General features: G+C 67.1%; 11 protein-coding genes. 10 read left to right on the plus strand and 1 reads right to left on the minus strand.

Going from position 1 to position 12,661, the window contains the following annotated elements; genetic code table 11:
• Positions 1-207: 207 nt before the first annotated feature.
• The gene (locus AC07OY_RS11675) at positions 208-1,137 is read right to left on the minus strand and encodes an MBL fold metallo-hydrolase (RefSeq protein WP_495042743.1); all 930 of its coding nucleotides are present in this window, start codon (positions 1,135-1,137) and stop codon (positions 208-210) included.
• A 258-nt stretch (positions 1,138-1,395) separates the two neighbouring features.
• Between AC07OY_RS11675 and AC07OY_RS11680 the strand changes: the two genes are divergently transcribed.
• The 10 genes from AC07OY_RS11680 (at position 1,396) to AC07OY_RS11725 (ending at position 12,611) form a co-directional block, all read left to right on the plus strand.
• A complete protein-coding gene (locus tag AC07OY_RS11680; protein WP_495042744.1) occupies positions 1,396-3,588 on the plus strand; it encodes a TonB-dependent receptor in 2,193 nt (730 codons plus the stop codon).
• Positions 3,589-3,969: 381 nt separating this feature from the next.
• A complete protein-coding gene (locus AC07OY_RS11685) occupies positions 3,970-4,185 on the plus strand; it encodes a hypothetical protein (protein WP_495042745.1) in 216 nt (71 codons plus the stop codon).
• 113 nt (positions 4,186-4,298) lie between these two features.
• Complete coding sequence (locus tag AC07OY_RS11690) at positions 4,299-5,795, plus strand: sigma-54 interaction domain-containing protein (protein ID WP_495043523.1); 1,497 nt, start codon at positions 4,299-4,301, stop codon at positions 5,793-5,795.
• Positions 5,788-6,420 carry a hypothetical protein gene (locus tag AC07OY_RS11695; protein WP_495042746.1) on the plus strand — a complete coding sequence of 211 codons (633 nt, stop codon included), beginning with the start codon at positions 5,788-5,790 and terminating at the stop codon, positions 6,418-6,420. Before AC07OY_RS11690 ends, AC07OY_RS11695 begins: the two co-directional genes overlap by 8 nt.
• Positions 6,421-6,610: 190 nt before the next feature.
• Positions 6,611-7,810 carry a substrate-binding domain-containing protein gene (locus AC07OY_RS11700; RefSeq protein WP_495042747.1) on the plus strand — a complete coding sequence of 400 codons (1,200 nt, stop codon included), beginning with the start codon at positions 6,611-6,613 and terminating at the stop codon, positions 7,808-7,810.
• Positions 7,811-7,919: 109 nt separating this feature from the next.
• Positions 7,920-8,663, plus strand: coding sequence for an ABC transporter ATP-binding protein (locus tag AC07OY_RS11705; protein ID WP_495042748.1), 744 nt, complete (start codon positions 7,920-7,922; stop codon positions 8,661-8,663).
• On the plus strand, positions 8,660-9,394 hold the full coding sequence (locus AC07OY_RS11710) for an ABC transporter ATP-binding protein (RefSeq protein WP_495042749.1): 735 nt from the start codon (positions 8,660-8,662) through the stop codon (positions 9,392-9,394). Before AC07OY_RS11705 ends, AC07OY_RS11710 begins: the two co-directional genes overlap by 4 nt.
• A gap of 321 nt (positions 9,395-9,715) precedes the next feature.
• Positions 9,716-10,690 (plus strand): branched-chain amino acid ABC transporter permease, encoded by a 975-nt coding sequence (locus AC07OY_RS11715; RefSeq protein ID WP_495042750.1) that lies wholly within the window; start codon positions 9,716-9,718, stop codon positions 10,688-10,690.
• Entirely contained in the window at positions 10,687-11,772 is a 1,086-nt protein-coding gene (locus AC07OY_RS11720; protein ID WP_495042751.1) for a branched-chain amino acid ABC transporter permease, read from the plus strand. Before AC07OY_RS11715 ends, AC07OY_RS11720 begins: the two co-directional genes overlap by 4 nt.
• Complete coding sequence (locus AC07OY_RS11725; protein ID WP_495042752.1) at positions 11,769-12,611, plus strand: alpha/beta fold hydrolase; 843 nt, start codon at positions 11,769-11,771, stop codon at positions 12,609-12,611. Before AC07OY_RS11720 ends, AC07OY_RS11725 begins: the two co-directional genes overlap by 4 nt.
• Positions 12,612-12,661: the final 50 nt, after the last annotated feature.

Genomic DNA, 12,661 nt, shown 5'->3' on the forward strand with positions numbered 1-12,661 from the left:
GGGCCGAGCGCCGGGCCTGCCATGAGCCAGAGGCTCATGGCCTTCCGTAGGCACAAACAGTCCGCAGGGTCTGTTTGTGTCCGACTTCAGTTCGCCAAGCCGGCCCGCTCTGGCGATGTGCATGCGGCTCAACGCCGCATGCATCGCCGCCCCCTCGGGGGACCGACCAAGCCCGCCGCGTTCAGCGTGCGGGATTGGGCGAGGGGCTCAACGATTCGCCGAATAGTTGACCGGCAGCCAGTCATAGCCCTTGCCGTCGGCGCGCAGCTTGCCAATGCCGGGGAAGCTCACATGCGTCACGGCGACGTAGTAGCCGTCCTTGGCGGCGGCGGCATAGGCCTTCTCGCGGGCGGGCGCGGCGGCCTTGGGGTCGCTGTCGAACTGGATGGTCACGCCGGGCTCGGCGAACTGCACGGCGGCAACGTGCATCAGGTCGCCCCAGAACATCATCTTCTGGCCCTTGCTTTCGGCGACGTAGTTGCTGTGGCCGGGGGTGTGGCCATAGGCCGGGAAGGCCTTGAAGCCCGGCACGATCTCGACACCGCCCGTGCTGCCCTCGAAGGGCTTGAAGCGCCCGCCGTCGGCGAAGCCCTTGACCAGGGCCGCGATGGCCTTGCCGCCCTCGCCCTTGTTGACCTGCTCGGGTGCCAGCCAGTGGTCGCTGTCGCGCTTGTCGATGCGCAGCGTCGCGTTCGGGAAGGTGGCGCTGGAGGCGCCGCCGATGTGGTCGCCGTGCATGTGGGTGATGACGATCTCGTCGACCTGCTCCGGCGTGTAGCCCGAGGCCTTCAGGCTGATCAGCAGGCGGCCCAGCGTCGGGCCGAACAGGCTGGCGGCACCCGTGTCCACCAGCACGATCTTGGAGCCGGTGTTGACGAGATAGGCATTGACCGAGGTCTCCAGCGGCACGCCGAGATAGGCGTGCTGCAGGGCGCGGGCGGTGTTCGGCGCCGGCTGCTGCAGCAGCTTGTCGACCGTCAGGTCCAGGGTGCCGTCGTTCAGCGCGGTGACCTCGAAGTCGCCGAGCTGCAGGCGGTACCAGCCGGGCGCCTGGCCCTTGAGCTGCGGGCCGGCGGCGAGGGCCGTGGTGGCACTGAAGGCGAGCGCGAGGGCGGCGGGAAGCAGGCGTTTGAACATCGGTCGTCTCCGGGGGAAGGGGGAAGCGGCGCAGCATATCGGCGGCTCGGCGGCCTTGCAGCCCCCAGGGGTGTTGTCTGTTTTCAAGACAGACACCGCAGCGCCGAATGACTGGCTTCCAGACAGCGTCGCACCAGCAGACGGCAAAACCGCGGGTTAGCTCGCAAGGGTTTGCCTGTGACTTGCCCCGAGTTGGCGCGGGCATGGCTTTTGCGCTTTGGCACCTGGCTCAAACACACGACAACCAGGAGACAAGCCATGCCCCGACGCCACCTCGCGCGTTCGCCTTTGCATTTCGCCATCCTCGCCGCCCTCGGTGGCGCCGTGCTTCCCGCCGGCGCGCAGACCGCGCCGGCCGCCGAACCCACGGTGACGACGCTGGACGTCGTCAAGGTCACGGCGCGCAAGCGCGAGGAGTCGCTGCAGGACGTGCCGGTGGCCGTCACGGCGCTGACGGCCGAGCAGCTGGACAAGCTGGCCATCAAGGATCTCGGCGACCTGCAGGGCCAGGTGCCCAACCTGACCATCTATGCCGCCCGCGGCAGCAACACCACTATCACCACCTTCATCCGCGGCGTCGGCCAGGCCGACCCGCTGTGGGGCGTGGACCCGGGCGTCGGCATCTACTTCGACGACGTCTACATCGCCCGGCCCCAGGGCGCCCTGCTCGATGTGTACGACGTGCAGCGCGTCGAAGTGCTGCGCGGCCCCCAGGGCACGCTCTACGGCAAGAACACCATCGGCGGCGCGGTGAAGTACGTCTCCAAGCCCCTGCCTCAAGCGACCGAGGGCTCGGTGACGCTGGCCGTCGGCAACTACGGCCAGGTGACGGCCAAGGGCGGCGTCGGCACGGCGGTGAACGATGGCCAGTTCCGCTTTCGCGTCGCTGGCGCCAGCCTGAACCGCGACGGCTACGGCAAGAACCTGACCGATGGCAGCCCCGTCAGCGACCAGTCGACGATCAGCGGCCGCGTGTCCATGGGCTGGTTCCCGACCGGCTCGAGCTTCAACGCCCAAGTCTCGGTGGACCGCACCCACGACGCCTCGCACATGCGCGGCTTCCAGCGCCTCATCGTCAACCCGTCCGACCCCGCCAAGACACCGCCCACCACGGGCCGCTACGACATCGCCTCGGGCATGCCCAATGCCAACGGCACCAAGAGCGAGGGCGAATCGCTGACGCTGAACTGGGGCGTCAGCGACGCCTGGAGCCTGAAGTACATCGGCGCCCATCGCGCGTCTGACACCAACACCTCCATCGACTTCGACGGCCTGCCCAACAAGATCGCCGACGTGCGGGCCGAATACCACGACAGCTCGACCAGCCACGAGCTGCAGGCCATCTACGAAGGCCAGAACCACTCCGGCGTTGTCGGTGTCTACTGGTTCGACGGCCGCGCCGGCGGCACGGTGCGCAACAACTTCTTCAACCTGAGCTTCGGCACCACCAACGGCCTGGTCTACACCGAAGGCAAGGCCGTCTTCGGCGACTGGAGCTGGCGCCTGAGCCCGGCCTTCAGCGTCAGCACCGGCCTGCGCTACACCCAGGAGACCAAGCGCGCCGTCGTGCTGAACCAGGCCTTCGCCAACGACCAGTTCAGCGGCACCCCCATCGCCGTGCCGGCCAATTTCGACAACAGCCTGAAGGTCAGCAACACCTCGCCGCGTCTGTCGCTGGAGTACAGGGCCAGCAAGGAAATCAAGCTCTACACGACGGCCTCGCGCGGCTTCAAGAGCGGCGGCTACAACATCCGCGCCAACACCGTGGCCTTCCCTTCCTCGGGCCGGCCCTTCGCCGACGAGAAGCTCGACTCGCTGGAGCTGGGCGCCAAGATGATCCTGGACGATGGCCGCCTGGAGCTGAACACCGCCCTCTTCCACAACAAGTACAAGAACGTGCAGCTGTCGGTGTTCACCAGCTACACCCAGGCCAATGGCCAGCCCGGCTTCTTCGGCGACTTCACCAACGCCGGCAAGGCGACAGTGCAGGGCGCCGAGCTCGAGGTCCTGTGGATGCCGACGACCGCCTGGCGCATCAGCGGCAACCTGGCCGCGCTGGACGCCAAGTACGACGAGTACATCGACCGCGGCGTCAACGTGGCCGACCAGAAGAAGTTCACCAACACGCCCAAGTTCCAGGCCGGCCTCAACATCGAGCACAACATGAAGCTGGCCGGCGGGACCCTGCGTTCGCGCCTGGGGCTGACCCACCGCAGCAAGGTCTATCCGACGACGGATCTGTCCGAGGCCCTGGCCCAGGACGCCTACACGCTGGTCAACGCCGGCCTGATCTGGGAGCGGGACGCCAAGCTGAGCTTCTTCCTGCAGGGCAGCAACCTGACCAACAAGGCCTACAAGACGGACGGCTACAACATCGCGGCCTTGGGTGTGCTGGATGCGTTCTATGGGCCGCCGAGGACGTTCACGATCGGGGGGACGTTGAAGTTCTGATGCTGGCTTCGCGGGTTGCTTTCGGGGAGAGCGCGGCTGCTCGATGCATTGCCGGGAGTCCGTCCCGGCGGCCGGGTAACTTTCTTCTGCGGCGCCAGAAGAAAGTCACCAAAGAAGAGGCGCTGAACCGCACACGAGTGCGGCGCCGCGATGAACGGCGCGGGAAAACGTTCGCCTGTGTTCCGGGAAGACGCGACCCGCTGCGCTCTCGCTGCTGTCCCTATGACGAGCACCATCCATCGCCCCTTCACGCCGCTTAACGCCGGCTGCACGCCGGGCTCATCAGGAAATACCGAACAGCAGCGTCGCCCGAGCGACGCTGCATTGGTCTTTGCTCGTGAGCACGGCGTGCAGCCGCGCGTTAACAGGTGAGATGCAGCAATGAGCGCTGCTGATGACAAGTCAGACGCGAGAGCGCAGCGGGTCGCTTCGGCCCAGCATGACGCTGAGTGTTTTCGCGCGCCGCTGTTGGCGTCATCTCGCCAGAGTGCAGTTCAGGGCCTCTTCTTTGGTGACTTTCTTCTGGCCCCGCAGAAGAAAGTTACCGCGCCGCCGGGCGCGCATCCCGGCACCACATTCGGCAAGACGCAGGAGTAGCGAGGCGTGTCTGCCTCACGCCGGCGACCTCCCGGCAACCACACTCACCACCAAGCAGCATCACCCGCATGACCGCCCAAATCCGCGCCCTGCCGCGCTACATTCCCGCCGTCATGCCCCTGTCCAAAAACCAGACACCCGCGGCCGTCGACATCCCCCAGGACGTCGACGGCCTGCTGCGCCTGGCCGCCCAGTCCATGTTCGACGTGCTGGCCCGGTCGACGGAAGGGATGATGGTCATCGACCGCAACCACCGCGTCGTCTGGATCAGCGAGGGCTACAAGCGCTTCCTGCCGGCCCTGGGCTTCAACGACGAACACGAGTTCGTCGGCAAGCGGGTGGAGGATGTCGTCCCCAACACCCAGATGCTGCAGGTGCTGGAGAACGGCAAGCCGGTCCTCGTCGACCTGCTGACCAACAAGGCCGGCACCTTCCTGGTCAGCCGGCTGCCCTTGCGCAACGACGACGGCGAAGTCATCGGAGCGCTCGGACTCGTGCTTCTCGACCACCCCGAGACCACGATGCAGCCGCTGATACAAAAGTTCGCGCGCCTGCAGCAGGAGCTGGAAGACACGCGCCGCCAGCTGGCCGCCCAGCGCCGGCCCAAGTACACGATCGCCAGCTTCATCGGCGCCAGCCCGGCCGCCCTGGAGGTGAAGCGCCAGGCCCGCCGCGTGGCGCAGACCGACTCCACCGTGCTGCTGCTCGGCGAGACTGGCACAGGCAAGGAGCTGATGGCCCATGCCATCCACTCCGCCTCGCGCCGCGCGCACCGGCCGCTGGTGGGCGTCAACATCGCCGCCGTGCCCGAGACCCTGCTGGAGGCGGAGTTCTTCGGCGTCGCGCCCGGCGCCTACACCGGCGCCGATCGCAAGGGCCGCGATGGCAAGTTCAAGCTGGCCGATGGCGGCACGCTGTTCCTCGACGAGATCGGCGACATGCCGCTGGCCCTCCAAAGCAAGCTGCTGCGCGTGCTGCAGGAGCAGGAGGTCGAGCCGCTGGGGTCCAACACGGTCATGCGCGTGGATGTGCGCGTGATTGCCGCCACCAGCCGCGACCTGGCCGCCATGGTTGCCGCCGGGCAGTTCCGCGCCGACCTCTACTACCGACTCAATGTCTTGCCCATCCGCGTGCCCGCCCTGCGCGAGCGCCTGGACGACATCGAGGCCCTGGCCGAGGCCCTGGGCGAAGACATCGCCCGCCGCAGCGGCATGCCGCAGAAGCTGCTGAGCCCCGACGCTATCGAATGGCTGATGCAGCAGCCCTGGCCCGGCAATATCCGCGAGCTGCGCAACACGCTCGAGCAGGTCAGCCTGATGAGCGACGACATGCAGCTGACGGCGGCGCATTTCCAGGGCGGGGCGGTGGCGCCGGCGGCCGCTGCGGTGGCGCCGGCTCCTCAGCCTGTGGCGCCAAGCGTCACGACATCGCAAGCCGTCGCGCCGCTGCCCGAACTGATCGAGGCGCTGGAGCGCGATGCGATTGCCCGTGCGCTGCAGGCCACGGGTGGCAACCGCATGGCCGCCGCCCGGCTGCTGCAGATCTCGCGGGCGTCGCTGTATGAGAGGCTGGCCAGGTGGCCTGAGCTTGAGAAGGCCAGCGATGCTTGAAAGCGTCCTGGTGCGGCTGGCGGCGAGCGCCAGTGCCTTGGCACTGGCCTTGCCGGCTCAAGCCGGCTGCCCGGACAAGGGGGGAGCGCTGGTCTTTGACACCAAGGACCGCAGCGGTTATCACCTGTATCAGTTGATCGGCGACCTGTCGTTCAGGCTCTTCATCCCGGGCAAATCCTTCCAGATGGACAAGCAGCGCATCCCGGGGCATGCGCTCTACATCGTCGACGGCAACGAGTTCCAGTTGCAAAGAGTCGACCGCAAGAATTTCGCTGCTTTCGTCCGCGGCCCGGGCGAAGAGCAGACGCTGGATGCGCAGGCGCGCTACGAGCAGGACTATGTGCGCACCCTGGTCACGAAGGCCCAGATCACCGACTTCGGATTCCGTGATCTCAAGGCCGACGACGATCGCCACCTTCGGACCGTCCGCCTGTGGAGATACACGGTGCCTGACGCGAACGCATCGATGTATCTGATGTCGGCACTGCTCGGCGCCGACACCGTCGGGATGGTGGTCGCGCGCTTCACCGGCCCCGAAGAAGAGGCGATGGAGGTGATGCGCCGGGTCGCCTTTTCGATCAAGCCGATCACGGCCGCCGAGTGCGCCAAACTCCCCATCGATTGAGCATCATCCGTCCAGCGTTCGGACAGCGCCTGAATTTCGGACACTCCCACGGTTCCTAACGGCCCGAAACCTCGGGACAACCCGGACGAAAAACCGCCCCGGCGCCCCTTCCCCGCCGGGCACGGCCCTTGCAAAAAGGGAAGACACCGTCTGCCGACAGAGCAGGCCCGAACTTCAGGAGACAAGCCCCATGCGCCTCACCACGCGCCGCTTCGCCCTCGCCGCCGCCACCTTTGCGGTCGCCCTGCCCGGCCTGACCCTGGCCGCCGGCAACGAAATCCGCATCGCCCACGTCTACAGCAAGACCGGCCCGCTGGAGGCCTATGGCAAGCAGACGCAGACCGGCTTCATGATGGGCCTGGACTACGCCACCGGCGGCACCATGACCGTCGCCGGCAAGAAGCTGGTCGTCATCGAGAAGGACGACCAGGGCAAGCCCGACGTGGGCAAGAGCCTGCTGGCCGCGGCCTATGGCGACGACAAGGCCGACATCGCCGTCGGCCCCTCGTCCAGCGGCGTGGCCCTGGCCATGCTGCCGGTGGCCGAGGAGTACAAGAAGATCCTGCTGGTGGAGCCCGCCGTGGCCGACTCCATCACCGGCGACAAGTGGAACAAATACATCTTCCGCACCGGCCGCAACTCTTCTCAAGACGCCATCGGCAACGCCGTCGCCTCCGACATCGCCGGCCTGAACATCGGCATCCTGGCCCAGGACTACGCCTTCGGCCGCGACGCCGTGAAGGCCTACAAGGAAGCGCTGAAGAAGGCCAAGATCGTCCACGAGGAATACCTGCCCACGGCGACGACCGACTTCACCGCCGGCATCCAGCGCCTGGTGGACGCGCTGAAGGACAAGCCAGGTCCCAAGGTCATCGCCGTCGTGTGGGCCGGCGCCACGCCGCCCTTCGGTGCGCTGGCCGCGCTGGACCTGCAAAAGCGCTACGGCATCGCCGTCGGCTCGGGCGGCAACATCCTGCCGGCCATGACGGCCTACAAGCAGTTCCCCGGCATGGAAGGCGCGACCTACTACTACTTCGGCATCCCGAAGAACCCGGTCAACGAGTGGCTGGTGGCCAACCACTACAAGCAGTTCAAGAACCCGCCCGACTTCTTCACGGCCGGCGGGATGAGCGCCGCCATCGCCCTCGTCGAGGCGCTGAAGAAGACCAATGGCGACACGGCCACCAACAAGCTCATCAAGACCATGGAAGGCATGAGCTTCGAGACGCCCAAGGGCAAGATGACCTTCCGCGCCGAAGACCACCAGGCCATGCAGTCCATGTACCACTTCCGCATCAAGGTCGACCCCGCCTTCCCCTGGGGCGTGCCTGAGTTGGTGCGCGAGATCAAGCCGGAAGAGATGCAGGTGCCGATCCGCAACAAGCGCTGAGGACGGCCCACCCCCTACCGACTTCGTCGGCCCCCTCAAGGGGGCGCCGCCAGTGGCCCGGCAAAGCCGGTTCCACGGCAGCCGCTGAGCAATTCACTACGGCCCCGCAGTGCTCGAAACCAAGAACCTCACCATCCGCTTCGGCGGCCATGTGGCCGTCGACAGCGTGTCCTGCGCCTTCCAGCCCGGCACGCTGACAGCCATCGTCGGCCCCAATGGCGCCGGCAAGACGACCTACTTCAACCTGATCTCGGGCCAGTTGCCCGCAAGCAGCGGCGAGGTCTGGCTGGATGGTGAGAACCTGACCGGCCAGCCCGCGCCCGTGCGTACGCGCCGCGGCCTGGGCCGGGCCTTCCAGCTGACCCAGCTCTTCGCCCATCTGACCGTGCTGGAGAACGTGCGCCTGGCCGTGCAGGCCCGGCATCGCAAGGGGCTCAAGCTGTTGTCGGTGTGGCTGTCGCACAAGGAGCTGATAGCCGAGGCGCGAGCCATCCTCGAACGCGTGCGCCTGGCCTCGCGCGCCGACGACCTCGCGGCCAGCCTGCCGCATGGCGATCAGCGCAAGCTCGAGGTCGCGATGCTGATCGCGCTGGATCCCAAGGTCTATCTCTTCGATGAGCCGACGGCCGGCATGAGCGTGGACGAGGTGCCCGTGGTGCTGGACCTGATCCGCGCGCTGAAGGCCGAGAAGAAGCACACCTTGCTGCTGGTCGAACACAAGATGGACGTCGTGCGCGAACTGGCCGACCGCATCATCGTGCTGCACCAGGGCAAGCTGGTGGCCGACGGCGACCCGGCAACGGTCATCGCCTCGCCCATCGTGCAAGAGGCTTACCTCGGAGTCGCAGCATGAACCTGCTCGAACTCAAGGGTGTCCACACCCACGTCGGGGCGTATCACATCCTGCACGGCGTCGACCTCGAGGTACCCGCCGGCCAGGTCACCATGCTGCTGGGCCGCAATGGCGCCGGCAAGACCAGCACGCTGCGCACGCTGATGGGGCTGTGGACGGCGAGTTCCGGCACGGTGAACTTCAAGGGCCAGGACATCACCAAGCTGGCCACACCCGATATCGCGTCGAAAGGCATCGCCTATGTGCCCGAGACCATGGGTATCTTCGGCGAGCTGAGCGTGGCGGAGAACCTGCTGCTCGCGGCGCGCTCGGCCAAGCGGCTGGCGGACCTGGATGCGGCGCGGCTCGATTGGCTGTTCAGGCTCTTCCCCGCGCTGAAGACGTTCTGGACGCATCCGGCGGGCAAGCTCTCGGGTGGCCAGAAGCAAATGCTGGCGATTGCCCGCGCCATGATCGAGCCGCGTGAGTTGCTGGTCATCGACGAGCCGAGCAAGGGGCTGGCGCCGGCCATCGTTCAGAACCTCATCACGGCGCTGCGCGAGCTGAAGAACACTTCACAGACGACGGTGCTGCTCGTCGAGCAGAACTTCCGCGTCGCCGCCGAGCTGGGCGACCAGGTGGCGGTGATGGATGACGGAAAGATCGTGCATCGCGGGGCGATGCGAGAGTTGATCGAGGACGCGGCGCTGCAGCAAAGCTTGCTGGGGTTGTCGTTGGGGGCGCATCAATGAAGCGCGCCATCGGCTCGACGAGTCGCCCGAGCGACTCTGCATTGGGCTGTTTTGATGAGCACGGCGTGCAGCCGCGCGTCGGACGGGCAGGTGATGCGATCGCGCGGTCTCGTGACAAGTCAGACGCGGGAGCGCAGCGGTTCGCTTCTGGTCGAAATGCCGGTGGACGCTTTCGCGCGCCGTTGATGGAGTCAACCCGCTCGTGTGCGGTTCAGGGCCTCTTCTTTGGTGACTTTCTTCTGGCCCCGCAGAAGAAATTACCCCGCCGCCGGGCGGGACTCCCGGCACCGCACTTGCCGCAAACGCAGAAGTAGCGAGCACATGAAACTCGATCCACGACCCCTGGCATTGCTGGCGGCAATCATGCTTCTAGCCCTGCCCCTCACCGGCAGCCTCAGCACCTGGCTCAACCTCACCCTGGCCGGCATCGCCATGGGCCTGATCATCTTTGTCATCGCCTCCGGCCTGACCCTGGTCTTCGGCCTGATGGACGTCCTCAACTTCGGCCACGGCGTCTTCATCGCTCTCGGCGCCTTCATGGCCACCACCGTGCTCGCCGCTATGGCCCCTTGGGCCAGCAGCCCCGATGTCCTCCCCAACCTGACGGCTCTCGCAGCCGCCTGCCTCGCCGGCATGGCCATCGCCGCTGCCGTCGGCGTCGTCTTCGAGCGCGTGCTCGTCAGGCCGGTCTACGGCCAGCACCTGAAGCAGATCCTCATCACCATGGGCGGCATGATCATTGGCGAGGAGCTGATCAAGGCCAGCTGGGGCGCGCAGCTGATCCCGCTGCCCCTGCCCGATGCGCTGCGCGGCATCTTCCTGTTCGGCGACGTCGCGGTCGAGAAGTTCCGCGTGCTGTCCATGCTCATCGGCCTGGTGGTCCTCGTCGGCCTGCTGCTGGTGCTGAACCGCACCAAGATCGGCCTGCTGATCCGCGCCGGCGTGCAGGACCGCGAGATGGTCGAAGCCCTGGGCTATCGCGTGCGCCGTCTCTTCGTCGGCGTCTTCGTCGCGGGTGCCGCGCTGGCGGGCCTGGGCGGCGTGCTCTGGGGCCTGGTGCAGCAGGGCGTCACGCCGCAGATCGGCGCCCAGGTCAACCTGCTGCTCTTCATCGTCATCATCATCGGCGGCCTGGGCTCGACGGTGGGCTGCCTCATCGGCGCGCTGCTCGTCGGCCTGGTCGCCAACTATGTCGGCTTCATCGCTCCGAAAGCGGCGCTGTTCTCCAACATCGGGCTGATGGTCGCCATTCTTCTCTGGCGCCCGCAGGGCCTGTATCCGGTGGGCGCGAAATGATCCGCACGCTGCTCTCCCACGACCTGCCGCGCAGCCGCATCCTCGGCGCGCTGCTGATTGCCTGCTTCCTCGGCCTGCTCGGCGCGCCCTTCATCTTCCCGGGCACGCAGGCGCTGAACGTCGCGGCCAAGATCCTGGTCTTCATCCTGCTGGTGGCCAGCTACGACCTGCTGCTGGGCTATACCGGCATCGTCAGCTTTGCGCACACGATGTTCGTTGGCATCGGCGCCTATGGCATCGCCATCGCATCAACAAGGCTGGGGTCGGACTGGACGTCGCTGGGCATCGGCTTCATCGCCGCCCTGGCGCTCAGCGCCGTGCTGGCCCTGGCCATGGGCCTGGCCAGCCTGCGCGTGAAGGCCATCTTCTTCGCCATGATCACGCTGGCCGTGGCCTCGGCCTTCATGACGCTGTGCTCGCAGATGAGCGACCTGACCGGCGGCGAGGACGGCCTGAACTTCCAGCTGCCTTCAGCGCTGCGGCCCTCGACGGAGTTCATGGAAGAGCCCGTCCTCGGCGTCATGCTGGACGGCCGGCTGCTGACCTATTACCTGCTCTTCGTCGCCGTCGCGCTTCTCATCGCCCTGCTGCTGCGCATCGTCAACTCGCCCTTCGGCCGCGTGCTGCAGGCCATCCGCGAGAACGAGTTCAGGGCCGAGGCCATCGGCTACCGCACCGTCGTCTACCGCACCGGCGCCAATGTCATCGCGGCCCTGCTGGCCTGCTGCGGCGGCGCCCTGCTGGCCCTGTGGCTGCGCTACACCGGACCCGAGACGGCCATGAGCATGGAGATCATGCTGGACCTGCTGCTCATCGTCGTCATCGGCGGCATGGGCTCCATCTACGGCGCCGTCATCGGCAGCGTCCTCTTCATCGTCGCGCAGAACTATCTGCAGGCCCTGCTCAAGGGCGCCGGCTCGCTGGTGGAAGGCGTGCCCGTGCTCAGCACCCTCGTGTCTCCCGACCGCTGGCTGCTGTGGCTGGGCCTGCTCTTCGTGCTGGCGGTCTACCACTTCCCCGGCGGCATCGTCGGGCGGCTGAGGCTGGCGGCATGGACACGCGCGAGGGGAGCAAAAAGATGAGATCGCGCTACCTGAACTGCCTGGGTCGCGAGATCCACATCACCGAATGGGGTGACCCGCGCACGCCCACTGTCGTCGCCTGGCATGGCCTGGCTCGCAGCGGCCGCGACTTCGACGACTTCGCCGCGGCCCTGAGCCCGCGCTGGCATGTGGTTTGCCCCGACACCCTGGGCCGCGGCCTGTCGCAATGGGCCGTCGACCCGGCGCGCGAGTACTGCCTGGCCTTCTATGTCGAGCAGGCCGAGGCGCTGATGGACCAGCTCGGCCTGACCAAGGTGCATTGGGTGGGCACCTCCATGGGCGGCGCCATCGGCACCCTGGGTGCGGCCACCCGCCTGCGCGGACGCATCAAGCGCCTGGTGCTGAACGACAACGGCCCCGAGCTGGCGGCGCCGGCCCTGGCACGCATCAAGAGCTATGCCGGCCAGCCGCCGAGCTTTGCCACCGTCAGCGAGCTGGAGACCTATTTCCGCGAGATCTATGCGAGCTTCGGCCACCTGGCCGATGCGCAGTGGCGCCACCTGACCGAGACCTCGCTGCGCCGCCTGCCCGACGGCCGCGTGACGACCCACTACGACCCCGCCATGGCCGACCAGTTCGACCACCATCCCGACGACTACGGGCTGTGGAGCGCCTGGGACCAGCTCGACCTGCCCGTGCTCTGCCTGCGCGGCGAAGACTCGACGCTGCTGACCGCCGAGACCGCCCAGGCCATGCGCGAGCGCGGCCCGCGTGCGGCCGTCGCACTCATCCCCGGCTGCGGCCATGCACCGGCGCTGAACACGCCCGAGCAGATCGGCCTCATCGAACGTTTTCTCTCAGCGGACCAGACCCCGTGAATGCCCGTAAGCATGCGTGCAGTCTCCCGGCCTAGAGTCGCGCATCCACT

It is taken from the genome of Roseateles sp. GW821-FHT09H10, from assembly GCF_059415865.1.

Bases quoted from the DNA above. Each gene is read 5' to 3' on its own strand.
- AC07OY_RS11685 (WP_495042745.1), top strand. From the start codon at position 3,970: ATGAGCGCTGCTGATGACAAGTCAGACGCGAGAGCGCAGCGGGTCGCT.
- AC07OY_RS11710 (WP_495042749.1), top strand. From the start codon at position 8,660: ATGAACCTGCTCGAACTCAAGGGTGTCCACACCCACGTCGGGGCGTAT.
- AC07OY_RS11690 (WP_495043523.1), top strand. From the start codon at position 4,299: ATGCCCCTGTCCAAAAACCAGACACCCGCGGCCGTCGACATCCCCCAG.
- AC07OY_RS11695 (WP_495042746.1), top strand. From the start codon at position 5,788: ATGCTTGAAAGCGTCCTGGTGCGGCTGGCGGCGAGCGCCAGTGCCTTG.
- AC07OY_RS11680 (WP_495042744.1), top strand. From the start codon at position 1,396: ATGCCCCGACGCCACCTCGCGCGTTCGCCTTTGCATTTCGCCATCCTC.
- AC07OY_RS11715 (WP_495042750.1), top strand. From the start codon at position 9,716: ATGAAACTCGATCCACGACCCCTGGCATTGCTGGCGGCAATCATGCTT.
- AC07OY_RS11720 (WP_495042751.1), top strand. From the start codon at position 10,687: ATGATCCGCACGCTGCTCTCCCACGACCTGCCGCGCAGCCGCATCCTC.
- AC07OY_RS11675 (WP_495042743.1), bottom strand. From the start codon at position 1,137: ATGTTCAAACGCCTGCTTCCCGCCGCCCTCGCGCTCGCCTTCAGTGCC.
- AC07OY_RS11725 (WP_495042752.1), top strand. From the start codon at position 11,769: ATGAGATCGCGCTACCTGAACTGCCTGGGTCGCGAGATCCACATCACC.
- AC07OY_RS11700 (WP_495042747.1), top strand. From the start codon at position 6,611: ATGCGCCTCACCACGCGCCGCTTCGCCCTCGCCGCCGCCACCTTTGCG.